The organism is Nocardia exalbida NBRC 100660, from assembly GCF_000308575.1.
Lineage (GTDB): Bacteria > Actinomycetota > Actinomycetes > Mycobacteriales > Mycobacteriaceae > Nocardia > Nocardia exalbida.
In genome coordinates this window covers 75,699-102,046 of the sequence record NZ_BAFZ01000116.1, presented here as the reverse complement: position 1 = coordinate 102,046, position 26,348 = coordinate 75,699, and the positions used below count along the sequence as shown (strand labels likewise).

Here is a 26,348-nt window from a genome sequence, read left to right as displayed (position 1 = left end):
CACGTCCGCCCTGTGATAGCTCTCACTTGCCGCGGATAGCGTGTCTGGGCCGGGGAACGCAACGTGCACTATGGATAGTGTGAGTCAACGCCCGGACCTACGGCCGAACCGTATCGCCGTGTTATCGGTGCACACCTCACCACTCGCGCAGCCGGGCACCGGCGACGCGGGCGGCATGAACGTCTATGTCCTGCAGACGGCCGTCGAGCTGGCCCGGCGCGGCACCGAGGTGGAGATCTTCACCCGGGCCACGTCGTCGAACGTCCCGCCCGTCCAGGAGGCCGCGCCCGGTGTGCTGGTGCGCAACGTGGTGGCAGGCCCGTTCGAGGGGCTGGACAAGCACGATCTGCCCACCCAGCTGTGCCCCTTCACCGCGGAGGTGCTGCGGCAAGAGGCCCGGCATCTGCCCGGTTACTACGACCTGGTGCATTCGCACTACTGGCTGTCCGGCCAGGTCGGCTGGCTGGCCAGGGACCGGTGGCGGGTGCCGCTGGTGCACACCGCGCACACCCTGGCGGCGGTGAAGAATTCCGCGCTGGCCGAAGGCGACTGTCCCGAACCGGTGACCCGCGAGATCGGCGAGAAACAGGTGATCGCCGAATCCGATCGGCTGGTCGCGAACACCGCCGAGGAGGCACGCCAGCTGGTCGAGCTCTACGGCGCCGACCCGGAGCGCATCGACGTCGTCCCGCCCGGCGCCGACCTGGGCCGCTACCACCCCGGTGACAAGGCGGCCGCCCGCGCCGAACTGGGGCTGGCCGCCGACGAGCTGATCGTCGCGTTCGTCGGCCGGATCCAACCGTTGAAGGCGCCCGATGTGCTGGTGCGCGCCGCGGCGGAGGTGTTGCGCGCCGACCCGCAGCGCAAGCTGCGCGTGCTGATCGTGGGCGGTCCGTCCGGCAGCGGGTTGGAGCGGCCGCACGCGCTGATCGATCTGGCCGCCGAGCTGGGCATCGCCACACGGGTCAGCTTCCTGCCCCCGCAGCCCCCGCAGCGGCTGGTGCAGGTCTACCGCGCCGCCGACCTGGTCGCGGTGCCGAGCTACAACGAGTCCTTCGGCTTGGTCGCCATCGAGGCGCAGGCCAGCGGCACGCCGGTGCTGGCCGCCGACGTCGGTGGTCTCGGCACGGCCGTGCGGCACGATGTCTCCGGTCTGCTGGTCCCTGGGCACCGCACCGCCGACTGGGCGAACGCGCTGGGCCTGCTGCTGGACGACCCCGACCGCCTGCGCCGGATGAGCGAGCAGGCCGTCACGCACGCGGCCAATTTCTCCTGGGCGCACACCGCCGACGGGCTGCTGGCCAGCTACGCCGCGGCCCTGGCCGGTTTCCGGGAGGAGCGGACGGCGCTGGGCGGCCGCGGCTTGGCGCACAGCGTCGTGCGGGAGGATGCGTACGACCCGGACTCCGCCGACCGCACCGGCCCCGCCGGAGAGCGGACGGCAGCCCTGCTCGGTGAGACCAGCCAGGCCAGATCACGGGCGCTGTGGCGGCGCCGGACGGGAGTACGCCGGTGAACGAGGTGCAGGCGACCGCGCAGCTCATCGACGAGACGCTGCGCGACAGGGAGATCGAGTACACCCGGCCGGGCGAGGAGACCTTCGTCGTCATCCTCCCCGGTGAGCGCAAACTCAAGACCACGGTGATGCTCACGGTGGGCAAGCACGGTGTCCGGGTCGAATCGTTCGTCTGCCGCAAGCCGGACGAGAACTTCGAAGGCGTCTACAAGTTCCTGCTGCGCCGCAACCGCAGGCTCTACGCCGTCGCCTACACCCTCGACCGGGTCGGCGACATCTATCTGGTCGGCCGCCTGTCCGCGCATGCCGTCACCCCTGACGAACTGGACCGGGTGTTCGGGCAGATTCTCGAGGCCGTCGACGCCGACTTCAACGTCCTGCTGGAACTCGGCTTCGCCGAATCGATTCGGCGGGAATGGAAGTGGCGCGTCTCGCGCGGTGAATCGTTGCAGAACCTGCGCGCCTTCGAGCATCTGGTCGACTCCGCCGACAAGCCCTGACCGGTCGCCGGATCCGGCCCGCCGTGGCACCGATCGGGTGACAATCGCAGGTGGCTCGGCTCGGCGAAGGGACACGGCGTTGGCGATTCTCGCTCTGGACATCGGCGCGACCAAGTTCGCGGCCGGAGTGGTGTGCCCCGGTCCCGAGGTGCGCGAAGTCCGCCGGGTGGACGTGCCGGACGCGAATGTATGGGAGGCCTGTCGGGAACTGCTGCTCGCGGTGGCGGGGGCGGAACCGGTCAGCGCCGTAGGGATAGGTGCGGCCGGTCCGGTGGACGTGCGGGCCGGCGTCACCGGTCCGTTGAACATTCCCGAGTGGAAAGCGGGCTTCCCGGTGGTCGCCGCCGTGCGAGAGCTGTTCCCGGCCGCCACGATTCGTTTCGCCATCGACGGCGCCTGTCTCGCGCTGGCCGAACACCGCCTCGGCGCGCTGCGCGGAGTGCCCGACGCGCTGGCCATGACGGTGTCGTCGGGGATCGGCGGTGGGATCGTCGCGGGCGGAAAGGTGCTGCTCGGGCGCACCGGCAACGCGGGCCACGTGGGGCACATCGTCGTGCCCGGCTGGGACACACCTTGCGGTTGCGGCGGCCGCGGCTGCGTCGAGGCGATCGCCAGCGGCATGTCGTCGGTGCGCTGGGCGCGCGAGCAGGGCTGGTCCGGCGGCACGGGTGCGCGACTGGCCGCGGACGCGCACGCGGGTGACGAAGTCGCGGTCGCCGCCCTGCGCCGGGCGGGCACCGCGCTCGGCGTGGCGATCGTCTCGGCCGCCGCCCTGCTGGACGTCGACCGGGTGGTGATCGGCGGCGGGTTCGCGCAATCCGGTGCGCCGCTGTGGGATCCGCTGCGCGCCGCGGTGGACGCGCACGCCGGGCTGAGTTTCCTGCACGGCCTGCGGGTGGAGCTCTCCGCGATCACCGAGGGCGCGACGCTGGTGGGCGCGGGCGTGCTCGCCGCCGATGAACCGGTCTGACATCGTGCTTTGCCGCGCGGGCGGTGGCGGCGGGGCGGGAACCGATGCGACCCGGCCGGGCGCGCATGGGAGGATGGCGGCATGACGTACACCCTCGTGCTGCTGCGCCACGGCGAAAGCGAATGGAACGCCCTGAACCTGTTCACCGGCTGGGTGGACGTGCATCTGACCGACAAGGGCATCGCCGAGGGCAAGCGCGCCGGGGAGCTGTTGGCCGAGCACGGCATCCTGCCGGACGTCGTCTACACATCCCTGCTGCGCCGGGCGATCTCCACCGCGAACATCGCGCTGGACGCCGCCGACCGGCACTGGATCCCGGTGATCCGGGACTGGCGGCTCAACGAGCGCCACTACGGTGAGCTGCAGGGCAAGAACAAGGCGCAGGTCCGGGAGAAGTACGGCGACGAGCAGTTCATGCTGTGGCGCCGCAGCTACGACACCCCGCCGCCGCCGATCGACCCGGCCAACGAGTACAGCCAGGAAGGCGATCCGCGCTACGCGGGAATCGATGTCCCGAAGACCGAGTGCCTGCTCGACGTGGTCAACCGGATGGTTCCGTACTGGGAGTCGACCATCTCCAAGGACCTGCTCTCCGGCAAGACCGTGCTGGTCGCCGCGCACGGCAACTCGCTGCGCGCCCTGGTCAAGCACCTCGACCAGATCTCCGACGAGGACATCGCGGGCCTGAACATCCCCACCGGGATCCCGCTGCGCTACGAGCTGGATGAGGACCTCCGCCCGGTGCGCCCGCACGAGTACCTGGACCCCGAGGCGGCCGCCGCGGGCGCCGCGGCCGTCGCCGGTCAGGGCGGCAAATAGCCGGCACATCGCGAACTCCGCAACGCGCTGTCACCCCTTCGGGTGGCAGCGCGTTGTCGTTTCGGACGCGGGCTCAGGGTGTTGCGGGCGACACGCCGGTAGAGGGGCCATCGAACGGTGCTACAGCATCGGCCGATTAAGTTACCCACTGTTTTTACCGGCAAGTAGGTCGGTACACTCTGGTCGTTCGACCAGCCGAGAGGTGGATCACGTCCGATGAAGTACGCGTTGCGGGCCACGGTGGCGGCAGTTGCCGTCACGATGCTCGTCCCCTTCCTCGCAGGCGGCGCGGATGCCGTCGCGCCGCCCACCGGCCCGGACGGCGGCGCCGCCGGAGCGGACTGGGCGGCCACGCAAGACGGCCCCCAGCAGTACCCGGGCATCAACATCCAATGGGACGTCCCCATCACGATGAGTGACGGGACCGTCCTGAAGGGCAACGTCTACCGCCCCGCGGACGCCTCCGGCCGGCCCATCGACACGCCCACGCCGACGATCGTCAACCTCACGCCCTACACCAAGCTGGTGTCGAACCTGGCCGATCACGCGCAGTCGATTCCCGGCCTGTCCGACGCGCTGATCGAGCTGTTCCGCCAGATCGACATGAGCGGCACCCCGCTGTCCGGCGTCACCGATCTCACCAAGGCGTTCGGCGGCGGCGAACTGCGCAACTTCACCGTCGACCGGCAGCTGATCAAGAGCGGCTACTCGCAGGTGGTCGTCGACGTGCGCGGCACCGGTTTCTCCCAGGGTGTCTGGGACATGCTGCGCGACCGCGAGCAGCAGGACACGGTCGAGGTGATCGACTGGGCGTCCCGGCAGCCGTGGTCCAACGGCCGGATCGGCATGAACGGCATCTCCTACTCCGGGATCAACCAGGTGCAGGCCGCCGAGCAGCGCCCACCCGCCTTGCGGGCGATCTTCCCGGTCGTGCCGGGCAGCGACCTGGTCAACGACGTGCTCGCGCCCGGTGGCGGCTTCGGTTTCAACTTCATCCCGCTGTGGCTGACCGCGATCAACGGCCTCAAGCTGATTCCCGATCTGGCATCGGTGCTCAACGGGCAACTGGACACCACCTGGCTGGCCGACCGCGCCCGAGATCCGTTGACCTTCATGGACGTCCTGCTGAACGTCTACACCACCGCGCGTCTCGAGGATCTCGACCCGCGCGCCAAGGAACTGCTGACCGACGGTTCCCGGCCGCGCCAGGACTGGCTCGGTGATCCGAGCGGGATCCGGACGCCGACCTTCGTCACCGGCGGTTGGCACGACCTGTTCGCCTACTCGGAATCCAAGATCTACAACGAGATTCCGCTGCCGCCGGGCCAGAAGCAATTGCTGATGGGCAACACCTACCACCTCAATTCGGGCAACGAGTACGGCGAGCCGGGCCTGCCGCCGCGGCTGGACGTGTTGCAGCGCGCGTGGTTCGACAAATGGCTCAAGGACGTCGACAACGGCATCGACCGGTACGGCCCGATCACTCTGCGCCAGCAGGGTGGGGGCTGGATCACCACCGACTCGTTCGCCGCGCCGAGCCCCGCGGCGGAGGCGCAACAGGCGGTGCACCGCAGGATGTATCTGTCCGCCGCGCCCAGCGGCACCGCCGACAGTGTCCACGACGGTTCGCTCAGCCCCGACGACAGCGGCGAACCCGCCCGCCTGACCGTCGCGCCCGGCCTGACCAGCCTGTGCTCCAACGACGCCGCGCAAGGCAGCGCCGGTGTGCTCTCGGTGATCGACGGTTGCGCCAAGGACTCCAGGGTCGAGGAGCTGAACGGCCTGACCTTCACCAGTGCACCGGTCGCCGAGCCGACCTCGATCTCCGGGCGGATCGCGGTGCGGCTCAACACCGTGCAGGACGCGGCCGACGGCTACTGGGTGGTCACCGTGAACGACGTCGCGCCGGACGGGCAGTCCAGCGTGCTGTCGTCGGGCCAGCTGATGGCTTCGCTGCGGGCGATCGACGACGCGAACAGCAGCAGGTCGGCCAACGGCGACTACACCGATCCGCGGCCGTTCACCTCGCTGGAGAATCGGCGGCCGACGGTCCCCGGCGAGGCGACCACGCTGGACATCGCGCTGCCCGCCACCGAGGCGCTCTTGCAGCCGGGCCACCGCCTGCGCGTCGACGTGTACGCGGGCAACTTCCCCAAGGGCCTGCCCATCCTGCCGATGCTGATCGACACCGGCCTGCGGCCACAGCATCTGGAGCTGGATCCCGGCCGTCCGAGCTTCGTCAACATCCCGGTCAGAGGAAATCCGGGCTGGTAGATCCGGGCGTGTGCCCTTCGCGCATCATGATCGACGCCGCGGGGTATGGGCGAGGGCACACGCTCCGATCGAAGGTCCGGCGAACCGGATCGAAAAAATCTCGGCGCGTCTGTCGATCTCCGAAGGCCCTCGTTCGACCTAGGGGTGAGAGGGTCCGGAGAGGGACCCGGACAGCCAGGGAGACAACCATGAAGTACATGCTGATCATGCGCGCCACCGACGAGGCCTACGCGGGGATGGTGAACACCGACTTCGACCAGCTGCTCGACACCATGGGCAAGTTCAACGACGAGCTGATCCGGGCGGGCGTGCTGCTCGCGGCGGAGGGATTGGAGGACGCCGCCGAGGGCGTGGTCGTCGACTACTCCTCCGAGACACCCGTCGTCACCGACGGCCCGTACGGCGAGACCAAGGAGCTGTTCGGCGGGTTCTACATTCTCAACGTGGCCTCGAAGGAGGAGGCGATCGAATGGGCCAAGCGGATGCCGATGACCGGTCCCGGCTTCAAGACCGAGATCCGCCGGGTCCCAACGATCGACGAGTTCCCGCAGGACAACGTGTGGATTCAGAAGGAGCGGGCGTGGCGCGAGGCCACCGGTCAGCTCTGAGCGGATCGAGCGGCGATGGGCGACCACACCGGCCGTGAGGCCGTCGCCGCGGTCTGGCGGATCGAGTCGGCCCGGATCGTCGGTGCGCTCGCGCGGTATACCGGCGACTTCGCGCTGGCCGAGGATCTGGCGCAGGAGGCGCTGGCCGAGGCGCTCGTGACCTGGCCGCGCGACGGCGTGCCGCGCAATCCCGCCGGGTGGTTGCTCACCGTCGGCCGCCGCCGCGCGATCGACGCGTTCCGGCGGCGCTCCGCCCTCGACGAGCGGTACACCGCCCTCGCCCGGGATCTGGGCGAGGGCGGCGCCGTCTCGGGAGGAGCGCCGGCCGATCCGGCCCGAGACGCCGAGGATGTGCTGTGGGATCCGGACCGGATCGATGACGACCTGCTCGCGCTGATGTTCATCTCCTGCCATCCCGTGCTGTCCCGGGAGGCGCGGGTCGCGCTCACCCTGCGTGTGGTCGGCGGTCTGACGAGCGACGAGATCGCCAAGGCTTTCCTCGTTCCGGCCGCCACCGTGCAGGCCCGGATCACCAGGGCGAAGAAGACCCTCGCGGCGGCCAGGGTGCCTTTCGAGGTGCCACCGGCCGAGCAGCGCGCCGAGCGCCTCGGCTCGGTGCTCAGCGTGGTCTACCTGATCTTCACCGAGGGGTCATCGGCCAGCTCCGGCGCGGACCTGATCCGGCTCGACCTCGCCGGCGGGGCACTGCGCCTGGCCCGGGTGCTGACCCGGCTGGTGCCGGAGGCGCCCGAGACGCACGGCCTGCTGGCGCTGCTCGAACTGACCACGGCGCGATTCCCCGCCCGCACCGGCCCGGACGGTGAGCCGGTGCTCCTCGAGCACCAGGACCGCCGCCGCTGGGACCGCGCCGCCATCCGCCGGGGCCGAGCCGCCCTGGCCCGCGCCGAGCAGGTCGGCCGGGGACTGGGCGTCTACGGGTTGCAGGCGGCGATCGCCGAATGCCATGCCATGGCCCCGTCGGTCGAGGAGACGAACTGGGAGCGGATCGTGCTCATCTACGAGGCGCTCGGCAGGCTCGCGCCCTCGCCCGTGGTCGACCTCAACCGGGCGGTGGCCGTCTCGATGGCGCGCGGGCCCGCCGCGGCGCTGCCGATCGTGGACGAACTCGCCGCCGCCGCGGCGCTGTCGCATTGGCACCTGCTGCCGAGCGTTCGCGGGGAACTGCTCGTCCGGCTGGGACGCACGAAGGAGGCGCGCACCGAACTGGAGCGCGCCATCGGGTTGTGCGGCAACCAGCGCGAGCGGGCGGTGCTGGAGCGCAAGCTCGCCGACCTCGGGTCGGTCGATCCGCCTTGACTTCCGGCCGGTCAGTCGGTGACGGCGAACGCGGCGTCCACGGGCGGGAACATCGCGCGGACGTCGTGTCCGGCGAACCAGAGACCGACGGTGAACACCGATACGGCCTCCAGATAGCGGGCCCGGTGCAGCCCGCCCGCCGGGATCGGTTGCAGCCCGAGGTCTTCGGCCAGCGCCGCGACCGCTCGCACCGCCGCCTCGTCGTCGCCGCACAGCGGCATCGCCAGGCGGCGGCCGTCGAAGATACGCTCCTTCGCCTCCCACACCTCGGCGGCACAGAGGTTGAACGCCTTCACCACGTGCGCACCGGGCACCTGCGCCGCGATCCCCTCCGCGACAGCGTCTTCGGTGAGCACGAACGCGGTGGTTCCCTCGGGTGCCGCGGCATCCGGTGCGAAAGCGTTCGTACAGTCGACGATCGTGCGGCCGGTCAGCAGGGTTCCGACGGCGTGCAGCACCTCCGGCAACGCCTGGACCGGTAACGCGAGCACGACGACATCGCCGAATCCGGCCGCTTCCCTGATGGTTCCGGCCCGCGCGCCGATCGTGGCGGCCAGTTCTCCCGCGGCGGTGGCGGACCGGGCGCCGACGAGCACCTCGTGACCGGCCGCACTCCAGCCGCCGCCGAGCGCCCGCGCCATCGCTCCGGCGCCGATGATTCCGATTCGCATTCCAACTCCTGACTCGACAGTGTTCGCTCACCACGCTAGGAATCCCGATGGGCACTCCGGGGTGCGCGACGACGCTGGCAAGCTGGAACGGTGAGCACGGCACCGATCGAACCGGTCACCGCCGAGCGGGTGGAGTTCGCGCCGTACGGCGACTTCGAATCCGATTGCCCCGCGCGGATGGGTGTGGACATCTTCGGCAACTCCTGGTTGCCGGTGATCGTGTACATGCTGCGCGAGGGGCCCATGCGGCCCGGCGAGCTGCGCGCGGCCATCGGCGGGATCAGCCAGAAGATGCTGACCCAGACGCTGCGCCGGATGGAGCGGATGACGCTGGTGCGCCGTCACCGCTACGCCGAGGCGCCGCCGCGAGTCGAATACGAACTGACCGCCGCGGGCGCGGACCTGCTGATCCCGATCTACGCCCTCGGCGACTGGGTGGACAAGCACGGTCGCGCCGTGAACGAGGCGCTCGCCGACGCCGACGACGAAGCGGACTGACCGCCCGGTGAATACGTCGCCGGTACCCCATGTCGAACAGTGCGTAAACATGCGGCTAACGGGGCCGGAAGGGCCTGTGACCTGCGCGAAACTTCACGTACCCGGCGGTGGCCTACTGGTCGGCGACCGTACGATTCAAGTGTGAGTGTTCCCCAGGCCGTGCTGCTGGCCATCTTGGCGGCTGTCGTCGGCCTGGCAGTCGGCGGGCTATTGATCCCGTATGTGAATGCCAGGCAGGCCGCGCGCAGGCAGGCCGATTCCGGTCTCACCATGTCCCAGGTGCTCGACCTGATCGTGCTCGCCTCCGAGAGCGGTATCGCGGTCGTCGATGAATACCGCGACGTCGTGCTGGTCAACCCGCGCGCGGAAGAGCTCGGACTGGTCCGCAATCGCCTGCTCGACGAGCGCGCCTGGGCCGCGGTGGAGAAGGTGCTGGCCACCGGCGAATCCGCCGAGTTCGACCTCACCGCGAAGAATCCGGTCCCCGGCCGGGGCCGCATCGCGGTACGCGGCGTCGCCAGGCAACTGTCGCGCGAGGAGACCACCTTCACCGTGCTGTTCGCCGACGACGATTCCGAACAGGCCCGCATGGAGGCCACCCGCCGCGACTTCGTCGCAAACGTCAGCCACGAGCTCAAGACCCCGGTCGGCGCGATGAGCCTGCTTGCCGAGGCTCTCCTGGAATCCGCCGAGGACCCCGACGCCGTGCGACACTTCGGTCAGCGCGTGCTCGGCGAATCGCGCCGCCTCGGCAAGATGGTGACCGAGCTGATCGCCCTCTCCCGCCTGCAGGGCGCGGAGAAACTGCCCGAACTCGAGGTGGTGGACGTGGACACCGTGGTCACGCAGGCGGTCGATCGTTCCCGCACCGCCGCCGAAGCCGCCGGGATCACGGTCAGCACCGACCGCCCGAGCGGGCTCGAGGTGCTCGGCGACGAAACCCTGCTGGTCACCGCCCTGTCCAACCTGGTGGAGAACGCGATCGCGTACTCACCGGCCGGTTCGCACGTGTCGGTGAGCCGCTCGCTGCGCGGCGATCACGTGGCGATGGCGGTCACCGACCGCGGCATCGGCATCGCCAAGGAGGACCAGGAGCGGGTGTTCGAGCGATTCTTCCGGTCCGACAAGGCGCGTTCGCGTCAGACGGGCGGCACCGGACTGGGCCTGGCTATCGTCAAACACGTGGCCGCCAACCACAACGGGGAAATCACCCTGTGGAGCAAGTTGGGCACCGGATCGACGTTCACCTTGCGCATACCCGCCCACCACGAATCAGGCGCCGACGACGATCACGACGGCGCCGTGGTGAGCACGATAGAAACAAGCCCGCGTCCTACCGGACCGGGCCGACCGAATGGTGTGGAGGCACGCAGATGACGAGTGTTCTGATCGTCGAGGATGAGGAGTCGCTGGCCGATCCGCTCGCGTTCCTGCTGCGCAAGGAGGGTTTCGAGGTCACCGTGGTCGGTGACGGGCCGTCCGCGCTCGCCGAGTTCGACCGGTCCGGTGCGGACATCGTCCTGCTCGACCTCATGCTGCCGGGCATGAGCGGCACCGACGTGTGCAAGCAGTTGCGCACCCGCAGCGGTGTCCCGGTGATCATGGTCACCGCGCGCGACAGCGAGATCGACAAGGTGGTCGGCCTGGAGCTGGGCGCCGACGACTACGTCACCAAGCCGTATTCCGCACGCGAACTCATCGCGCGCATCCGCGCCGTGCTGCGCCGCGGCGCGGGCGACGAACTGGACGGCACCAGCGAGAGCGGCGTGCTGGAAGCCGGTCCGGTCCGGATGGACGTGGACCGGCACACCGTGATGGTGAACGGCAAGCCGGTCACGTTGCCGCTCAAGGAGTTCGATCTGCTCGAATACCTGCTGCGCAATTCCGGGCGGGTGCTCACCCGCGGTCAGTTGATCGACCGCGTGTGGGGCGCCGACTACGTCGGTGACACCAAGACTTTGGACGTGCACGTCAAGCGACTGCGCTCGAAGATCGAGGCGGACCCGGCCAAGCCGGAACACCTGGTCACCGTGCGCGGCCTCGGCTACAAACTGGAGGCGTGACCGCGCGCGCGGCGCGGAACACGAACGGCCGAGAGCACTGCGGTGCGCTCGGCCGTCGCGTCGGCGGATGTCAGGGGAAGTAGATCCAGGTGGTGCCGAGCGGGGTCTCGGTCTTCTGCAGGGTGATCCAGCCCAGATCGTCTTCCTGCATGCAGTCGTAGAGGTCCGCGGTGTTGGTGCCGCGGCAGGCGATGGTGTGCGAGGTGCCGTACGGGCTGGCGATCAGGAGCTTGCCCGCGGCCTTGGCGTTGACCGCCGCCGGGTCGGTCGCCGCCACGAACTCCGTGGTGAAGTCGTAGAACTTGTGCGGGTCGCCGTTCGGCTCCGCGTGGGCTACTCCGGTCAGCGAGAGGGCGGCGCCCAGGGCGATGGTCGCCGCGGTGAGAACTTTCTTGGACATAACGGCACATCAAACCCCATCGGAGTGAAGTGCGCATGGCGACGGGGTGAACCACGCGCGGTAGCGCGCGGCGAACGGCCGCCCTATCGGGCGCTCGGTCGGCAAACGATCAGGCGAGCGGATCAAGTGGAATCGGGCATCCGCTCGGCATGCACCGTTGCCGGATGGATGGCGATCAGGCCGAGGCCCTCGCGGCGTTTGCAATGCCTGGCCAGCTCCGCGTAGGCGGGCGCGCCGATCAGTTCGGTCAGCTCGGGGCCGTAGGACTGCCAGACCGGCTTGCTGCCGACGTGCGCGTCGGGGGAGCCGGAGCAGTACCAGTCCAGATCGGCGCCGCCGGGCCCCCAGCCGCGGCGGTCGTACTCGGTGATCACGGTGCGCAGGATCTGCACGCCGTCGGGCCGGTCCACCCAGTCCTGGGTGCGGCGGATCGGCAGCTGCCAGCACACGTCCGGCTTCACCTCCAGCGGCTCGATGCCGCGCCGCAGCGCCATGGTGTGCAGTGCGCAGCCGACGCCCCCCGCGAAGCCGGGGCGATTCAGGAAGATGCAGGCGCCCTCGAACCGGCGGGTGCGCAGCGCGGGCTCGTCGTCCAGTTCGTCGAGTTCCAGGTAGCCGCCCCTGGTGATCTTGCCCTGCGCGTTGGTCGCCTCGCCCCGCAGCTGCCAGTCCTGGGGTGTGAGCATCTTCACAGCACGACCCAGCCGTTTGCGGTCGTCCTCGTCGGAGAGGAACGCGCCGTGCGAGCAGCAGCCGTCATCCGGCCGGTCGGACAGGATGCCCTGACAGGCGGGGGTGCCGAACACGCACGTCCACCTCGACAGCAGCCAGGTCAGATCGGCGACGATCAGATGCTCGTCGTTTGCCGGATCGATGAACTCGATCCACTCCCGGGGAAAGTCGGGATCGACTTCGGGGGCTGGGTCGATCTTCCCCGCTGGTCGGGGCCGGGTCTGGCTGCTCTGGGATGCGCCTACCGTCACGAAATACGACGCTAACAGTTCAGTCGCCTGGGTTGTAGTGCCGCGCCACCCAGTACCGTGTTCATGTGCGGCTTGGGGTACTCGATGTCGGAAGCAATACCGTTCACCTGCTCGTGGTGGACGCGCATCGTGGCGGTCACCCCCTGCCGATGAGCTCGACCAAGGCCACCTTGCGGCTGGCGGAGAACATCGACGCCGCGGGTTGCATCACCGAGGCGGGCGCGCAGCGGCTGATCGACACCGTCGCCGAATTCGCCAGCATCGCCGAGACGTCCAAATGCGTCGAGCTGATGCCGTTCGCCACCTCGGCGCTGCGCGAGGCGGCCAACTCCGAAGAGGTGCTCGGCCGCGTGCGCGCCGCGACGGGCGTCGACCTGCGGGTGCTGACCGGCGTCGACGAGGCGCGGCTGACCTTTCTCGCGGTGCGCCGGTGGTACGGCTGGAGCGCCGGGCGGATTCTCAATCTGGACATCGGCGGCGGCTCGCTGGAAATGACCAACGGCGGCGACGAGGAACCCGACGTCGCGGTGTCCCTGCAGCTCGGTGCGGGCCGGTTGACCAGGGAATGGCTGCGCGAGGACCCGCCGGGCAAGCGGCGGGTGGCCGTGCTGCGCGACTGGCTCGACGCCGAGTTGGTGGTGCCCGCGAAGAAGCTGCTCGAGCCGGGCAAGCCCGATCTGGCCGTTGGCACTTCGAAGACATTCCGGTCCCTGGCCCGACTGACCGGAGCGGCGCCCTCGGCCGCGGGCCCGCGTGCGCGTCGTACACTCACGAGCTCGGGCCTGCGCCAACTGATTGCGTTCATCTCGCGAATGACGGCGGCGGACCGTGCAGAATTGGAAGGCGTAAGTTCCGATCGGTCACAGCAATTGGTGGCCGGCGCATTGGTCGCGGAGGCGAGTATGCGGGCACTTTCGCTTGATTCCTTGGAGATTTGTCCGTGGGCGCTGCGTGAAGGGCTCATCCTGCGCAAACTGGATACCGATATGAATGGTGGACCCGAAGCAACGTACTCAGCGGGCACGGCGACCGGAGACGGTCGGCCTGCGTCCGGCGGCGGCACGCCCGCGCCGGGCTCGATCGGGACGGTGTCGTCATGAGTGAGGACTCCAAACAGCTGTCGGTCGCGGAGCTGCTGGCACGAAACGGCCAGCAGAGCGGTGGCTCGTCCGGTGGTGGCAGGCGCCGCCGCAGTGGCCGGGGCATCTCCGTCGCCGAACTGACCGGCGACCTGCCGGTCATCCGGGAAGGCGGTGGTCACTCCGCGCACGCGGCGCCCGATGCCGCAGCGGAGGAGCCCGCCTACGCGCCGCCCTCGTTCGATCCGCCCCCGCCGGAGCCCGCGTCTTACGCGCCCGAGCCGCAGCCCGACCCGTCGTCGTATTCGCCCATGTCGGGCCCGATTTCGATGTACGACCCGCTGGCCGGCTACGCGCAGCCCGACCCACCGCGAGCCGATCCGCCCCCCGGGCGATCCAGCCGGGTCATGCCCGGCCGGGACATGCCCTCCGCGCGGCACGGCACGTCCTACGATCCGCTGTCGCCGGATACCCCGGTGTCGGACCTGTTTTCGGCGGCCCCCGGTCCGTACGTGCCCGACCTGCCGGGTGGCGTGCCCGAGACGCCTCCGCGCTCGGGGCGCAGGCGCAGGCGGGAGGAACCGGAGGAGGAGGCCACCGAGGTCCGGTCCTGGCACGAGGTCCGGCCCGAGCCGTTCGGCCGGGAGCCGCTGCCCGGTCGCGGAGCAGGCGAACCGGGCCGCAACGGTCACGCGGAGTTCGACGAGCCCGGCTTCGGCCGCTCGCCTCTTCCCGAGCGTAACGGCGCCAGGGGCGGTCGCGCCGCGCGGCGCAGGGCGGCGGAGGCCGCCGAAGCGGCCGAGGATCTCGGCCCGTCCACCACGGCCTGGTCACCCGCCACCGGTGGTTTCGCCCCGGAGTCGGAACCGCTGCCCCTCCCGCCGCCGCCCGATCCGCGTCCGAAGCCGGGCAGGCCCGCGGCGCCCGAGCCGCCGCCGGATGCGCATCGAAGACCAGCTCGCCGGGAGGGCGTCGGCGAGAACGGTCTACCGGCCTGGTCGGCCCGGCGGCACAAGCCGCAGGGCGATCCCCCGCCGGAAGCCGGCGGCATTCCGACGGCCGCTTGGTCGCTGGCCAACCAGGACCAGCAGTTGCTCTCCGGTCAGACCGTCGCGGGTGACCTGCTACGCGATGGCGTCGACCGGGCCGAGCGCGACGCGGCGCGGCGGGGCGGTCGCGGCGGTCGCGGTGGGCGCGGTGGGCGCGCCGCCGAGGTGGCGGAGATGGACGGCGTCACCGACGTCTACGAGCCGATCGAGCTGGACGAGGACGACGATGACGACCTCGCCGACGAACCTCGCGCCGCCACCAGGGCGACCGCGCCGCGCCGGTCCAGGGCGGCCAAGAAGGCGGAGGACGACGAAAACCGGCGCCAGTGGATGATCCTCGGCGGTCAGAGCATCGGCGCCGCTGTCGCGGGCATGCTGCTGTTCAAAGGCTTCGAGCGCATGTGGGAGATGCTCCCGTGGGTGGCGCTGGCGCTGGCGATGATCGTGATTCTCGGTCTGGTGGCCCTCGTGCGGATTCTGCGCAGGACCGACGACATCCTCAGCACCGTGATCGCCGTGGTCGTGGGCATCTTCGTCACGCTGGGGCCGTTGGCATTTCTTCTCAGCACGAACTGAGCAGGGAGCAGTCGTGGCGAATATAGGACAGGCGAACGAGACCGGGGTGGGGTCGCGCACCGGCGCGGGCCCCCCGGAAGACGGCGGGGATCTGTCCCGGCCGAAGCCGATTCAGGTGGGGCTCTCGACCGCCTCGGTGTACCCGCAGAATACGGAGGCCGCGTTCCGCTACGCCGCCGAACTCGGTTACGACGGCGTCGAGCTGATGGTCTGGGCCGAGCCCGCCAGTCAGAGCATCGCCACCGTGCAGGCCTACTCGCGCCAGTACGGTGTGCCGGTGCTCGCGGTGCACGCGCCATGCCTGTTGATCTCGCAGCGGGTGTGGGGTTCGGATCCCGTGGCGAAACTCGAGCGCAGTGTGCGTACCGCCGAGTCGCTCGGCGCGAGCACGGTGGTCGTGCACCCGCCGTTCCGCTGGCAGCGCCGCTATGCCGCCGGGTTCGCCGCGCAGGTGGCCGAGCTGGAAGACAACAGCCCGGTGATCGTCGCCGTGGAGAACATGTTCCCGATGCGGGCGGACACGCTGTTCGGCCGGCGCGAGGGCGCGGTGAAACGGCTGGAGCGGCGCGGCGGCCCCGGGCCGGCGCTCACCGCCTTCAGCCCCTCCTACGACCCGACCGACACCGGCTTCCGCCACTACACGCTGGATCTGTCGCACACCGCCACCGCCGGTGCCGACCCCTTGGCCCTGGCCGCCCGCATGGGCCCCGGTCTGGCCCATCTGCATCTGGCCGACGGCCGGGGCGCCGCGCACGACGAACATTTGGTTCCCGGCGAGGGCTCCCAACCGTGCGTGGAGGTGTGCGCGACCCTGGTCCGCACCGGGTTCACCGGTCAGGTCGTCGCCGAGATCAATACGCAGAACGCGCGCACCACCAAGGAGCGGGCCGACATGCTGCATCGCACGCTGGCCTTCGCCCGCCAGCATCTGGCCGTGGCCGCCGCGCCCACGCCCGCCGGCGCGAGCCGGAGGTCGCCCGAACCACCGATGTGACGCTCGTCGCTACTCCGGTATGCGGCGATGCGATCCTGTCGGAGATGCGTTGTACGCTGTACGAACCCCTCGGCGGCCGTCCGGCTACGCAGCCGCGAATGCCGCCATCGGGTGGGGTCGACGGAGGACAGGAGTGAGGATGACGACGGAGCTGACGGCCGATTTCGGCCCGGCGGCCACGACCGACGCACCGTTCAGCCGGGTGTGCGCGCTGGAAGAGGCGCCGCCCACCAGCCCGGGAACCGGTCGCTATCTGGGCGTCATCGACGACATCTGGACCGTCGGGCCGAAAGTGCACGGCGGGACGATGGTCGCCGCGAGTGCGGCAGCGGCGACGAATTGGCTGCGTGCGTCCGATCCCGCGCTGGTCGGCATGGCGCCGATCGCCGCCAGTTCCGATTTCCTCGGCGCCCCGAACCCCGGCGAGGTCGAATACGAGGTGCGGGTTCGTAAGATCGGTCGGCAGATCTGCCTGGCCGACACCGACCTCGTCCAGGACGGTCGCGTCCTGGTGCGCACGGCGCTGACGTTCAGCCGCCTCGACGACGCCGACCCGATCTACGCCCCGGAGCATTCCGACATGCCCGAGCAGCCGCCTGCCGACGCCGTCGGATACGAGCCCGGTTCGACGATGGGCGACATCGTGCACGTCGGCCGCGGCGCCGAGATCCATCTCGACCGCGAATGGGCCCGCTTCCTCGAAGGCGCGAAGGGCGAACCGCGGCTGCGGATGTGGATGCGCCCGAGGCCGGGCGACGAACAGGACCCCGACGTCGCGATGTACTTCGCCATGATGAGCGCCGACATGAGTCCGCCGGTGCCGATGAACCTCGGTCACTTCGGCTGGGCCCCCACCGTGCAGATGACCACCTACCTGCGTCGCAGGCCCGCGCCGGGCTGGCTGCGGATCATCGCGACCACGCACGAGGTGGGCGGCCGCATGTTCGACGAGGACCAGCTGGTGCTCGACTCGACCGGCGCGGTCGTCGCGCAGAGTCGTCAGCTGGCGCTCGTTCCCCAGCGCTGAGCCCCGGCGCGCGCCGTCTAGCCTTGAGCCCCATGACGAGAATTGCGGTGATCGGTGGCGGGCGCATCGGGGAGGCGTTGGTCGCCGGGTTGCTGGAGTCCGGGCGGCTGACCAAGGACCTGGTGGTCGTGGAGACCCACCGCGAGCGGGCCCATCAGCTCGCCGACCGCTTCGGGATCCGGGTCACCGACGACTTGGCCGATGCCGCCATCGGCGCGGATCTGCTGGTGATCGCGGTGAAACCAGGCGATGTGGACGCCGTGCTCGCGCCGCTCGGCAAGGCGGAGATCGACAGCGACCGCGATCAGGTCCTGGTCTCGCTGGCCGCCGGTGTGCCGACCGCGCGGCTGGAGGGCAAGATGCCCGCCGGGTTCCCGGTGGTGCGGGTGATGCCGAATACGCCGATGCTGGTGGGGCAGGGGATGAGCGTCATCGCTCCGGGGCGCTACGCGCGCGAGCAGCATCTGGAGCTGGTCGCCGAGATCCTCGGCGCGGTCGGCAAGGTGGTCACGGTGGCGGAGAGCCAGATGGACGCGGTCACCGCCGTGTCCGGATCGGGGCCCGCCTATTTCTTCCTGGTCGTGGAGGCCATGGTCGACGCGGGCGTCGGGCTGGGGCTCACCAGGGATGTGGCCACCCAGCTCGTCGTGCAGACCATGGTCGGCTCGGCCGCCCTGCTGGACGGCTCCGGTCAGACCGCCGCGGAACTGCGCGCCGCGGTCACCTCGCCTGCGGGCACCACCGCCGCGGCGATCCGCGAGCTGGAGCGCGCAGGACTACGCTCGGCATTCTTGGAAGCGCTCTTCGCGGCCAAGCAACGGTCGGTCGAACAAGGCGCGTCCGCGGAGTGACCGGTCTGTATGAAATCGGAAAACCCGATTTCTCACTCCCGTCGCAGTAACACCACTGGTCCCGCTAAGCTTCAAGGAGCACGTGCGTGTCTGTTCCGCCGGTGGGGAAGCCGGTGGCGCGGACGTGCCGGAGGTCAATGGTGCAATGATGTCTGCGAACAAGATGTCTGCGAATTCCGGAGCGTCCGGCGGCTCCGGTCCCGCGGGCGGTCGGGGGAATTCCCGTACTCAGCGTGAGGCCGCGACGCAGGGGCAATCCGTGCTCGGCGGCGGCACCCAGTTTCTCACCGTCGCGGAAGTGGCGAGTCTGATGCGGGTGTCCAAGATGACGGTCTACCGGCTGGTGCACTCGGGCGAGTTGCCCGCCGTGCGCGTCGGCCGATCGTTCCGGGTGCACGCCAAGGCGGTACACGACTATCTGGAAACGTCCTATTTCGACGCCGGATGAGGCGGTTTCGAGACCAGCGGGGCGTGCCGGTACGATAGATCCTCGGTTCGTGTTCGCCCGCCGGTGGCATCGCTGTTCGTTGCCTCGTGGTATCCGGCGGCGCGAACACGGGGCGTGAGCTTGCCCAGCGACCCCGGCCCGTCGGCCGGGGCCGGGGCGGACGGACGTCCGGCAATCGCGCACGGGCAGCGTGCGCGCCGAGTAGAGAGAACGCGAGGACAACCCTATGGGTTCTGTGATCAAGAAGCGCCGCAAGCGCATGTCGAAGAAGAAGCACCGCAAGCTGCTTCGCCGCACGCGTGTCCAGCGGCGCAAACTCGGCAAGTAGGCATCGCTGCGTGTTAGCTGCGAGGGGCCCGTCACCAATAGGTGACGGGCCCTTTTGTTTGAAATTTGAAATTTTGGAATCGCCATTTGTATCAAGTGACTGAAGTCATCGTTAGATCCTGGTTAATACTCTCGGTGAGCGGTAGGCAGCCGCTACCCTGGGCACTGGGAATAATCACAAGGGCGGGCTGGCAAGGGAAAGGGTGCCGGTGGGTTCTGAGGGTCGGGAAGGACACGCGCCGAAGGTCGTGCTGGTCACTGGAGCCAGCCGCTTCTTCGGCGGCACGGTTGTCGCACGCCTCGCCCAGGATGCCGGGATCGAGCGCATTCTCGCCGTCGACACGATGACCCCCGGCCGAGAGTTGCAGCGGCGCATGGGCCGCGCCGAATTCGTGCGAGCGGACATCCGAAACCCGTTGATCCGTAAGGTGATCGATGGTGCTGAGGTGGACACCGTGGTGCACGCCGCCCTGCTGACCCGCCCGCCCGCTGGCGGCGGTCGCCCGGTGATGAAGGATCACAACGTCCTCGGTGCGATGCAGTTGTTCGCGGTGTGCCAGAAGGTGGCTTCGGTGCGCCGGGTGGTGCTGCGCTCCTCGTCGGCGGTGTACGGGTGCAGTGCGAAGGATCCCGCGAAATTCAGCGAGGAAATGAGCGCTCGCACGCCACCGCGCGGCGGGTTCGCACGCGACATGATCGATATAGAGGGTTATGTTCGCGGCCTCGCCCGGCGGCGTCCCGATATCGCCACGTCGATTTTGCGATTCGCACCGATCGTCGGCCCGCGGCTGGCCGCCCGCGGTGCGCAATATCTGCGTTCGCCGGTGACTCCGACCGTATTCGGCCGCGACGCCAGGATGCAGCTGTTACACGAGGAGGACGCGGTGGCCGCGCTCACCCATGCGGCACGGCGCACGGTCAGTGGCACGTATAACATCGCGGGTGACGGCGCGCTGTCGCTGTCGCAGGCGGTCCGGCGGGCGGGCCGGATCGAGTTGCCCGTTCCCTTCACGATGTTCCGCACCGCGGGTCGCTTCCTCATGGGCCCGGTGATGCGGGAGTTCTCCGCCGAACAGCTCGACTATTTCCACTTCGGCTGTGGCCTGGACACCACGCGCATGCGCACCGAGCTCGAGTTCGAGCCGCGCTGGACGACGGTGCAGGCGTTCGACGACTTCATCGGGGGCGCAGCGTTGCGGCCCGTAGTCGATCCAGCGTGGATCGACGCCGCAGAACACAAACTGCTCGGCCTGCTCGGGGCCGGTACGGGAGCACACCAATGAATGACGTAGCGAAAGTCATCCAACTCCACGATCTTCAGATCGAGACGCGCCAGCGTCCGGCGCCACGCCGCCTGGCCGCTCCGAGTCCGGTGACCTCGCTGGTCGAGCGGCGCGCGGCGGTGACGCCCGCCGCGCCGCAATCGCTGTCCGGGATGCTGCGCGGCGCGCTCGGCAAGCAGATCTCCAAGACCGCGGACTTCGCGCGCCGCAGGCTCACCGGCGACTACGAGGTCGACGAATTCGGGTTCGACGAGCACCTGCTCGAGTCGGTCATCCTGCCCGCCCTGCGCCCGCTGTCGGACCTGTGGTTCCGGGTGGAGGTCAGTGGAATCGAAAATCTGCCGGAGGCGGGCGGCGCGCTGATCGTGGCCAACCACGCGGGCACCGTGCCGCTGGACGGCCTGATGCTGCAGCTGGCCGTGCACGACCGGCACCCCAAGCAGCGCGCGCTGCGCTTGCTGGCGGCCGACCTGATCTTCGAGACACCGGTGCTCGGTGTGCTGGCGCGCCGCGCGGGCCACACCCTGGCCTGCCGGGAGGATGCCGAACGACTGCTGCGCTCCGGCGAGTTGACCGGCGTGTTCCCGGAAGGATTCAAGGGCGTCGGCAAGCAGTACACCGATCGCTACAAGCTGCAACGCTTCGGCCGGGGCGGCTTCGTCGCCGCGGCGGTGCGCACCGGCGTGCCGATCATCCCGTGCTCGATCGTCGGCTCCGAGGAGATCTACCCGAAGCTGGCCGATCTCAAGCCGCTGGCCCGGTTGCTCGGCCTCCCGTACTTCCCGGTGACGCCGCTGTTCCCGCACCTGGGCCCGCTGGGCGCGGTACCGCTGCCGTCCAAGTGGTACATCGAATTCGGCACTCCCGTCCCGACAACGCCTTACGAGCCGGAGGCCGCCGACGACCCGATGACCATGTTCGAGGTCACCGACCAGGTACGCGAGACCATCCAGCAGACGCTCTACAAGCTGCTCACCAAGCGCCGCAACGTCTTCACCGGGTAGGGGTTGCTAGTGGTCGTCGCGGCGGCGGGTTACGGCGGCGGCGACGGCGCCACCTGCCGCGCCGAGGGCGAGGGCGGTGGGCACGCCGATCTTCGCGGCCTTGCGGCCGGTGCGGAAGTCGCGGATCTCCCAGCCGCGGTTCTTGGCGACTTCGCGTAGGTCCGAGTCCGGGTTGATCGCCACGGCGGTGCCGACCAGCGAGAGCATCGGCACGTCGTTGTGGCTGTCGGAATACGCGGTGCAGCGCTTGAGGTTCAGGCCCTCGCGGATCGCCAGGGTGCGCACCGCGTGCGCTTTGCCCAGGCCGTGCAGGATGTCGCCGACCAGCCGCCCGGTGAACGTGCCGTCCACGCTTTCGGCCACGGTGCCCAGCGCTCCGGTGAGGCCGAGCCGCTTGGCGATCACCTGCGCCAGCTCCACCGGGGTCGCGGTCACCAGCCACACCTGCTGGCCCGCGTCCAGATGCATCTGCGCGAGCGCGCGAGTGCCGGGCCAGATCTTGTCGGCGATGATCTCGTCGTAGATCTCCTCGCCCAGCGCGGCCAGTTCGGCGGTCGAGCGCCCGGCGATGAACGCCAGCGCCTTCTCCTTGCCGCTGGCCATATCGGTGCTGCTCTCCTTGCCGGTGACCCGGAATTTCACCTGTTTCCAGGCGACGTCCACCAGATCGGAGGTCTTGAAGTACTTGCGCGCCGCCAGACCGCGGGCGAAATGCACGATGGACGCGCCCTGCACCATGGTGTTGTCGACGTCGAAGAACGCCGCCGCGGTCAGGTCGCGCGGCGCCTCGAGGCCGGCCTCCGCCTCGCCCGCGGCGAGTTCCGCGTCGTGCAGGGTCAGCGCCGCGTCGGCGCTCGCCTCACCGGCCAGATTGGCCCGCAATTCCTCTTCACTCGGGCCGAAGGGGCTGCGCGAGATGCGGGCGAGCTGGTCTTGCAGACCCTGGCCCATCTGGCTCAGATTCCACCGCGCCGGAAACTCACCGAATCGTCCCGCGATGAATCCGGCCCTCGCCACCTTCGATCGTTCCGGCACCAGTACCTCCGCCCGTCGCGCGAACCATGTCAACAGTAGCCGGATCATGCGACAGTCACGGCAGAAGGCGGCGCGCGACACATTCGCGTGGCGCACACCGAGCCCTCGCGGTGTTCGGCCCCGGATTAAATTTCGGTCATGACCAATCACACACATTCGGTGACATTGCTGACTCGCGCGGGGTGCGGGCTGTGTGCGACGGCACTGCGTCAGCTGAGCGTGATCTGCGCCGAATTCGGTATCGAACCGGAGACCGTCGACGTCGACGAAGCCGCCGCCACCGACCCTGGCCTGCGGGCGGAGTACGGCGACCGGCTTCCCGTCGTTCTGCTCGACGGCCGCGAACACAGCTATTTCGATGTCGACGAGACCCGATTACGGGCTGACCTGAAGCGCTGAGTACCCGGTTTTCCGTCCGATTCGGCCGCTGCGCTGGTCGCGGCGGAAAATGAGGCCAATTTCACCGACTTTGTGCAGGGCTTCACAAGCAGTTACGGTGGTGGCACGCGACCCGCATGCCGAGGCTGCGGAGCCGCCCCGAAATCCGAAACTTCGACACCATGGCACCGGACCGCCCCCGGGTCAGCGGGGTCGAGCGACGAACCGGAGCCCGAGGCCCGGGACGAGGAGCCGACGACGTGACAGAGCAGCATGAGGCGCCGGGTGGCGTCTCCGGCAGGGCTCTGCAGAAGGACATCCCGCAGGCCACCGTCGCGCGACTGGCTACCTACCTCCGGGTCCTCGCCATGTTGGCCGACGACGGTGTTGCCATCGTATCTAGTGAGGAACTGGCTGTCGCGGCGGGTGTCAATTCGGCCAAATTGCGCAAGGATCTGTCCTTCCTCGGCCCCAATGGAGTTCGCGGCGTCGGCTACGACGTGGCCAAGCTCCGCGCCCGGATCGAGGGCGTCCTCGGCCTGTCCCAGGGCCACCGTGTCGTGCTGGTCGGCGCGGGGAACCTGGGCCGCGCCCTGGTCGGCTACGGCGGATTCCGGCGGCGCGGTTTCACGGTGGTCGGCATTTTCGACAGCGACCCCGGCGTGATCGGCATACCGGTCGCGGGCCTGGTGGTGCGTGATGTCACCGAGTTGCCCGCCGCGGTCGCCGATCTGAAGCCGACTATCGCGGTCATCACCGTGCCCGACGATGCCGCCCAGGATGTGTGCGACCGGCTCGTCGCGTCCGGACTGCAGTCGATTCTGAGCTTCGCCCCCTGCGAGCTGGTCGCACCGGCGGCGGTCGAGGTCCGTCGCGTCGACCTGGCCGTCGAGATGCAGATGCTCTCGTTCGAACGGGTGCGCAACGCCGAGCAGCCTCCGCTGCCGGAGGTCGCGCACGCCGGGTCGGGGCGCATCGCGCACCGTCTGCCCGCGCCGCACGCGGCGCCCGCGCACCCGGCGCTCCAGCACTCGGCAACCCCGCATACGGCAACCTCGCATACGGCAACGGAGCCAAGCAGCAAGGGATCGGTGGTCACACCATGAGTGAGCGCAGCGAGCGAATCATGCAGCACAGCACGGCGGTGTGCCCCGCCCGTGCCGGGATGGTGGCGGCATGAGCGTTCTCCTCGTCGGCATCTCGCATCGCAGCGCCCCGGTTCCGGTCCTGGAGAAGGTGGCCGTCACCGATGCCGACCGGCCGAAACTGATCGACCGCCTGATCTCCTCCAGCCACGTGTCCGAGGCGATGATCGTCTCCACCTGCAACCGGGTGGAGGTCTACGCGGTGGTCGACGCCTTCCACGGCGGCCTCGCCGAGATCGGTGACCTGCTGACCAAGCATTCCGGCCTGCCGATGCCCGATCTGACCAAGCACGCCTACGTCCGTTACTCCGAGGCCGCCGCCGAGCATCTGTTCGCCGTGGCCAGCGGACTGGACTCGATGGTGGTCGGCGAGCAGCAGGTGCTCAGCCAGATCCGCGGCGCCTACGCCTCCGCCGACGCGCAGCAGGCGGTCGGACGGACCCTGCACGAACTGGCCCAGCACGCGCTGCGGGTCGGCAAGCGGGTGCACGCCGAAACCGGCATCGATCGCGCGGGCGCGTCGGTGGTTTCGGTGGCGCTCGATCGCGCGCAGCAGGTACTCGGCCCGCTGGCCGGACGGACCGCCGCGGTGGTCGGAGCGGGCGCCATGGGCGGTCTCGCGGTCGCGCATCTCTCGCGCGCCGGGATCGGCCGGATCATCGTGGTGAACCGCACTCTCGCGCGGGCGCGCAGACTCGCCGAGACCGCGCGAACGCACGGCGTCGAGGCCGAGGCCATGGAGCTGTCGCGGCTCACCGAGGCGATGGCCGCGTCCGACGTGGTGGTCACCTGCACCGGTGCGGTCGGCACGGTCGTGACGCTCGCCGACACCCACCGCGCGCTCACCGAGCGCGAGCGCGGCGAGGAATTCGCCACCGTGGAGCGGCCGTTGGTGTTCTGCGATCTCGGCTTGCCGCGCGATGTCGAGCACGCCGTCGCCGGACTGCCCGGCGTCACGCTCATCGATATCGAGACATTGCAACGCGATCCGGCTGCGGGCGCCGCCGCCGACGACACCGCGGCCGCGCGGTCGATCGTGGCCGACGAATTGGCCAAATACCTTGCCGGTCAGCGGATGGCAGAGGTCACCCCGACGGTGGCGGCGCTGCGCCAGCGCGCCGCGGAGGTGGTCGAAGCCGAGCTGCTGCGGCTGGATTCGCGGTTGCCCGGCCTGGCCGACCCGGAACGTGACGAGGTCGCGCGCACGGTGCGCCGGGTGGTCGACAAGCTGCTGCACGCGCCGACGGTGCGGGTGAAGCAGCTCGCGTCCACGCCGGGCGGCGACAGCTACGCCGAAGCGCTGCGCGAATTGTTCGAACTCAAACCAGGTGCGGCCCAAGCGGTCGCCGCGCCGATGGAGATCACCGCGCTCGCCGGAGATCATGCGGAGATCACAGCGGCCGACGCGGAGATCGCGCTGGCCGACGACTTCACCGCAGGCCATCGCGGCGAGGAACAGGGGCAGACGGCATGACCATGGTGCAGCGAGAAGACAAGGCGACCGCGGAGGGCACCCGTCCCCCGTGGCGGATCGGCACCCGGGGGAGCCTGCTCGCGCTCACCCAGGCCGGCACGGTGCGCGACGCGCTGATCGCGGCCGGGCAGCCGGCCGAGCTCGTCGTCATCAAGACCGCTGGCGACCTGTCGTCGGACCCGGTGCAGCAGATCGGCGTCGGCGTGTTCACCTCCGCGCTCCGCGACGAGCTGGCGGCGGGCGCGATCGACATCGCCGTGCACTCATACAAGGATCTGCCCACCGCGCAGGACCCGCGCTTCACCATCGCCGCCATCCCGCCCAGGGAGGACCCGCGCGACGCCCTGGTCGCACGCGGCGGGCTGGTGCTCGGCGAGCTGCCCGCCGGTGCCAAGGTCGGCACCTCCGCGCCACGCCGCGCGGCGCAGCTGCGAGCGCTCGGCCTCGGCCTCGACGTCGTTCCGCTGCGCGGCAACCTGGACACCCGGCTGCGCAAGGTCAGCGAGGGCGAACTGGACGCCGTGGTGGTGGCCAGAGCCGGACTGGCTCGCATCGACCGGCTGGACGCGGTCACCGAGGCTTTGGAGCCGGTGCAGATGCTGTCGGCGCCCGCTCAGGGCGCGCTCGCGGTGGAATGCCGCAGCGACCACGCCGCGCTGGTGGAGATCCTCTCCGGACTGGACGACGCGGCCACCCGCGCGTCGGTCGTAGCGGAGCGGTCGCTGCTGGCCGAGCTGGAGGCGGGCTGCACCGCGCCGATCGGCGCGCTCGCCGAAGTGGTCGAATCGCTCGACGACGACGGGCGGATCGTGGACGAGCTGTCGTTGCGCGCCTGCGCGGCGGCCGTCGACGGATCCGCCGTGCTGCGTGCCTCGGTGGTCGGCGCGCCGGCCGACGCGGAGCAACTCGGCCGTGCGCTTGCCCGCGAATTGCTCGACATGGGTGCGCGCGAGTTGCTCGCCGCCGAACCGGACGACGGTTCCCCCGCCCGGGCGGTGAGTTCGCCCGCCACAGACTTGCCCAACCCCAGCCCAATGGAGAACAGCCGATGAGCGGAAG

The 26,348-nt window shown here is 69.8% G+C and carries 27 protein-coding genes; 23 read left to right on the top strand and 4 right to left on the bottom strand.

Going from position 1 to position 26,348, the window contains the following annotated elements:
* The first annotated feature begins 70 nt into the window (after positions 1-70).
* From mshA to ON29_RS26360, 7 genes are all read left to right on the top strand, one after another.
* On the top strand, positions 71-1,516 hold the full coding sequence (mshA, locus tag ON29_RS26390) for a D-inositol-3-phosphate glycosyltransferase (protein ID WP_085994945.1): 1,446 nt from the start codon (positions 71-73) through the stop codon (positions 1,514-1,516).
* A gap of 5 nt (positions 1,517-1,521) precedes the next feature.
* Positions 1,522-2,016: a type III secretion system chaperone family protein gene (locus ON29_RS26385; RefSeq protein WP_051175614.1), complete on the top strand. Its 495-nt coding sequence runs from the start codon at positions 1,522-1,524 to the stop codon at positions 2,014-2,016.
* Between the two features lie 79 nt (positions 2,017-2,095).
* Positions 2,096-2,986 (top strand): ROK family protein, encoded by an 891-nt coding sequence (locus ON29_RS26380; RefSeq protein WP_040870408.1) that lies wholly within the window; start codon positions 2,096-2,098, stop codon positions 2,984-2,986.
* Positions 2,987-3,067: 81 nt separating this feature from the next.
* Positions 3,068-3,805 (top strand): phosphoglyceromutase, encoded by a 738-nt coding sequence (locus ON29_RS26375; RefSeq protein ID WP_040870406.1) that lies wholly within the window; start codon positions 3,068-3,070, stop codon positions 3,803-3,805.
* A 216-nt stretch (positions 3,806-4,021) separates the two neighbouring features.
* The gene (locus tag ON29_RS26370; protein ID WP_040870404.1) at positions 4,022-6,079 is read left to right on the top strand and encodes a CocE/NonD family hydrolase; all 2,058 of its coding nucleotides are present in this window, start codon (positions 4,022-4,024) and stop codon (positions 6,077-6,079) included.
* A gap of 188 nt (positions 6,080-6,267) precedes the next feature.
* Complete coding sequence (locus ON29_RS26365; RefSeq protein WP_040870403.1) at positions 6,268-6,687, top strand: YciI family protein; 420 nt, start codon at positions 6,268-6,270, stop codon at positions 6,685-6,687.
* A gap of 15 nt (positions 6,688-6,702) precedes the next feature.
* Positions 6,703-8,004 (top strand): RNA polymerase sigma factor, encoded by a 1,302-nt coding sequence (locus ON29_RS26360; RefSeq protein ID WP_040870402.1) that lies wholly within the window; start codon positions 6,703-6,705, stop codon positions 8,002-8,004.
* An 11-nt stretch (positions 8,005-8,015) separates the two neighbouring features.
* Here the strand turns inward: ON29_RS26360 and ON29_RS26355 are convergent, their stop codons facing one another.
* Entirely contained in the window at positions 8,016-8,675 is a 660-nt protein-coding gene (locus ON29_RS26355) for an NADPH-dependent F420 reductase (protein WP_040870401.1), read from the bottom strand.
* A 90-nt stretch (positions 8,676-8,765) separates the two neighbouring features.
* Here ON29_RS26355 and ON29_RS26350 point away from each other — a divergent pair, with 90 nt between their 5' ends.
* The 3 genes from ON29_RS26350 to ON29_RS26340 all read left to right on the top strand — a co-directional run bounded on the left by ON29_RS26350 (position 8,766) and on the right by ON29_RS26340 (position 11,236).
* Positions 8,766-9,173, top strand: coding sequence for a winged helix-turn-helix transcriptional regulator (locus ON29_RS26350; protein ID WP_083864078.1), 408 nt, complete (start codon positions 8,766-8,768; stop codon positions 9,171-9,173).
* Positions 9,174-9,314: 141 nt separating this feature from the next.
* Complete coding sequence (locus tag ON29_RS26345) at positions 9,315-10,550, top strand: sensor histidine kinase (protein ID WP_040870400.1); 1,236 nt, start codon at positions 9,315-9,317, stop codon at positions 10,548-10,550.
* On the top strand, positions 10,547-11,236 hold the full coding sequence (locus ON29_RS26340) for a winged helix-turn-helix domain-containing protein (RefSeq protein ID WP_040870398.1): 690 nt from the start codon (positions 10,547-10,549) through the stop codon (positions 11,234-11,236). The genes ON29_RS26345 and ON29_RS26340 overlap by 4 nt, the downstream gene beginning before the upstream one ends.
* Positions 11,237-11,306: 70 nt before the next feature.
* Here the strand turns inward: ON29_RS26340 and ON29_RS26335 are convergent, their stop codons facing one another.
* Both ON29_RS26335 and ON29_RS26330 read right to left on the bottom strand, forming a co-directional pair.
* A complete protein-coding gene (locus ON29_RS26335; RefSeq protein ID WP_040870397.1) occupies positions 11,307-11,636 on the bottom strand; it encodes a hypothetical protein in 330 nt (109 codons plus the stop codon).
* A 122-nt stretch (positions 11,637-11,758) separates the two neighbouring features.
* A complete protein-coding gene (locus ON29_RS26330; RefSeq protein WP_051175600.1) occupies positions 11,759-12,619 on the bottom strand; it encodes a DUF3109 family protein in 861 nt (286 codons plus the stop codon).
* Positions 12,620-12,684: 65 nt separating this feature from the next.
* Between ON29_RS26330 and ON29_RS26325 the strand changes: the two genes are divergently transcribed.
* The 9 genes from ON29_RS26325 (at position 12,685) to ON29_RS26290 (ending at position 21,257) form a co-directional block, all read left to right on the top strand.
* A complete protein-coding gene (locus ON29_RS26325) occupies positions 12,685-13,719 on the top strand; it encodes a Ppx/GppA family phosphatase (protein WP_051175599.1) in 1,035 nt (344 codons plus the stop codon).
* Positions 13,716-15,323, top strand: coding sequence for an Rv0497 family membrane protein (locus tag ON29_RS36585; protein ID WP_051175598.1), 1,608 nt, complete (start codon positions 13,716-13,718; stop codon positions 15,321-15,323). The genes ON29_RS26325 and ON29_RS36585 overlap by 4 nt, the downstream gene beginning before the upstream one ends.
* Before the next feature lie 115 nt (positions 15,324-15,438).
* Positions 15,439-16,317 (top strand): sugar phosphate isomerase/epimerase family protein, encoded by an 879-nt coding sequence (locus ON29_RS26315; RefSeq protein WP_051175612.1) that lies wholly within the window; start codon positions 15,439-15,441, stop codon positions 16,315-16,317.
* 139 nt (positions 16,318-16,456) lie between these two features.
* Positions 16,457-17,344, top strand: a complete 888-nt coding sequence (locus ON29_RS26310) for a thioesterase family protein (protein ID WP_083864077.1) — start codon at positions 16,457-16,459, stop codon at positions 17,342-17,344.
* A 32-nt stretch (positions 17,345-17,376) separates the two neighbouring features.
* The gene (gene proC / locus ON29_RS26305) at positions 17,377-18,195 is read left to right on the top strand and encodes a pyrroline-5-carboxylate reductase (RefSeq protein WP_040870396.1); all 819 of its coding nucleotides are present in this window, start codon (positions 17,377-17,379) and stop codon (positions 18,193-18,195) included.
* A 145-nt stretch (positions 18,196-18,340) separates the two neighbouring features.
* Positions 18,341-18,643, top strand: a complete 303-nt coding sequence (locus ON29_RS26300; protein WP_371855955.1) for a helix-turn-helix domain-containing protein — start codon at positions 18,341-18,343, stop codon at positions 18,641-18,643.
* Between the two features lie 226 nt (positions 18,644-18,869).
* Positions 18,870-18,971, top strand: a complete 102-nt coding sequence (locus ON29_RS35050; protein ID WP_003402602.1) for a 30S ribosomal protein bS22 — start codon at positions 18,870-18,872, stop codon at positions 18,969-18,971.
* A 208-nt stretch (positions 18,972-19,179) separates the two neighbouring features.
* Positions 19,180-20,253: an NAD-dependent epimerase/dehydratase family protein gene (locus ON29_RS26295; protein WP_051175610.1), complete on the top strand. Its 1,074-nt coding sequence runs from the start codon at positions 19,180-19,182 to the stop codon at positions 20,251-20,253.
* The gene (locus ON29_RS26290) at positions 20,250-21,257 is read left to right on the top strand and encodes a lysophospholipid acyltransferase family protein (RefSeq protein ID WP_040870392.1); all 1,008 of its coding nucleotides are present in this window, start codon (positions 20,250-20,252) and stop codon (positions 21,255-21,257) included. Before ON29_RS26295 ends, ON29_RS26290 begins: the two co-directional genes overlap by 4 nt.
* A gap of 6 nt (positions 21,258-21,263) precedes the next feature.
* Here the strand turns inward: ON29_RS26290 and ON29_RS26285 are convergent, their stop codons facing one another.
* Positions 21,264-22,208 (bottom strand): HAD family hydrolase, encoded by a 945-nt coding sequence (locus ON29_RS26285; RefSeq protein WP_051175609.1) that lies wholly within the window; start codon positions 22,206-22,208, stop codon positions 21,264-21,266.
* Between the two features lie 222 nt (positions 22,209-22,430).
* Here ON29_RS26285 and ON29_RS26280 point away from each other — a divergent pair, with 222 nt between their 5' ends.
* From ON29_RS26280 to hemC, 4 genes are all read left to right on the top strand, one after another.
* Positions 22,431-22,691 carry a glutaredoxin family protein gene (locus tag ON29_RS26280; RefSeq protein ID WP_040870390.1) on the top strand — a complete coding sequence of 87 codons (261 nt, stop codon included), beginning with the start codon at positions 22,431-22,433 and terminating at the stop codon, positions 22,689-22,691.
* 239 nt (positions 22,692-22,930) lie between these two features.
* Positions 22,931-23,776: a redox-sensing transcriptional repressor Rex gene (locus tag ON29_RS26275; RefSeq protein ID WP_040870389.1), complete on the top strand. Its 846-nt coding sequence runs from the start codon at positions 22,931-22,933 to the stop codon at positions 23,774-23,776.
* A gap of 70 nt (positions 23,777-23,846) precedes the next feature.
* On the top strand, positions 23,847-25,289 hold the full coding sequence (locus ON29_RS26270; RefSeq protein ID WP_040870387.1) for a glutamyl-tRNA reductase: 1,443 nt from the start codon (positions 23,847-23,849) through the stop codon (positions 25,287-25,289).
* Positions 25,286-26,341 (top strand): hydroxymethylbilane synthase, encoded by a 1,056-nt coding sequence (gene hemC / locus ON29_RS26265; RefSeq protein ID WP_040870385.1) that lies wholly within the window; start codon positions 25,286-25,288, stop codon positions 26,339-26,341. The genes ON29_RS26270 and hemC overlap by 4 nt, the downstream gene beginning before the upstream one ends.
* The last annotated feature ends 7 nt before the right edge of the window (positions 26,342-26,348 follow it).

Excerpts from the sequence above, each read along its gene's own strand:
- mshA (WP_085994945.1), top strand. The coding sequence starts at position 71 with ATGGATAGTGTGAGTCAACGCCCGGACCTACGGCCGAACCGTATCGCC.
- ON29_RS26375 (WP_040870406.1), top strand. The coding sequence starts at position 3,068 with ATGACGTACACCCTCGTGCTGCTGCGCCACGGCGAAAGCGAATGGAAC.
- ON29_RS26370 (WP_040870404.1), top strand. The coding sequence starts at position 4,022 with ATGAAGTACGCGTTGCGGGCCACGGTGGCGGCAGTTGCCGTCACGATG.
- ON29_RS26365 (WP_040870403.1), top strand. The coding sequence starts at position 6,268 with ATGAAGTACATGCTGATCATGCGCGCCACCGACGAGGCCTACGCGGGG.
- ON29_RS26360 (WP_040870402.1), top strand. The coding sequence starts at position 6,703 with ATGGGCGACCACACCGGCCGTGAGGCCGTCGCCGCGGTCTGGCGGATC.
- ON29_RS26355 (WP_040870401.1), bottom strand. The coding sequence starts at position 8,675 with ATGCGAATCGGAATCATCGGCGCCGGAGCGATGGCGCGGGCGCTCGGC.
- ON29_RS26340 (WP_040870398.1), top strand. The coding sequence starts at position 10,547 with ATGACGAGTGTTCTGATCGTCGAGGATGAGGAGTCGCTGGCCGATCCG.
- ON29_RS26335 (WP_040870397.1), bottom strand. The coding sequence starts at position 11,636 with ATGTCCAAGAAAGTTCTCACCGCGGCGACCATCGCCCTGGGCGCCGCC.
- ON29_RS36585 (WP_051175598.1), top strand. The coding sequence starts at position 13,716 with ATGAGTGAGGACTCCAAACAGCTGTCGGTCGCGGAGCTGCTGGCACGA.
- ON29_RS26310 (WP_083864077.1), top strand. The coding sequence starts at position 16,457 with ATGACGACGGAGCTGACGGCCGATTTCGGCCCGGCGGCCACGACCGAC.
- proC (WP_040870396.1), top strand. The coding sequence starts at position 17,377 with ATGACGAGAATTGCGGTGATCGGTGGCGGGCGCATCGGGGAGGCGTTG.
- ON29_RS26300 (WP_371855955.1), top strand. The coding sequence starts at position 18,341 with ATGATGTCTGCGAACAAGATGTCTGCGAATTCCGGAGCGTCCGGCGGC.
- ON29_RS35050 (WP_003402602.1), top strand. The coding sequence starts at position 18,870 with ATGGGTTCTGTGATCAAGAAGCGCCGCAAGCGCATGTCGAAGAAGAAG.
- ON29_RS26290 (WP_040870392.1), top strand. The coding sequence starts at position 20,250 with ATGAATGACGTAGCGAAAGTCATCCAACTCCACGATCTTCAGATCGAG.
- ON29_RS26285 (WP_051175609.1), bottom strand. The coding sequence starts at position 22,208 with ATGGGCCAGGGTCTGCAAGACCAGCTCGCCCGCATCTCGCGCAGCCCC.
- ON29_RS26280 (WP_040870390.1), top strand. The coding sequence starts at position 22,431 with ATGACCAATCACACACATTCGGTGACATTGCTGACTCGCGCGGGGTGC.
- ON29_RS26270 (WP_040870387.1), top strand. The coding sequence starts at position 23,847 with ATGAGCGTTCTCCTCGTCGGCATCTCGCATCGCAGCGCCCCGGTTCCG.
- hemC (WP_040870385.1), top strand. The coding sequence starts at position 25,286 with ATGACCATGGTGCAGCGAGAAGACAAGGCGACCGCGGAGGGCACCCGT.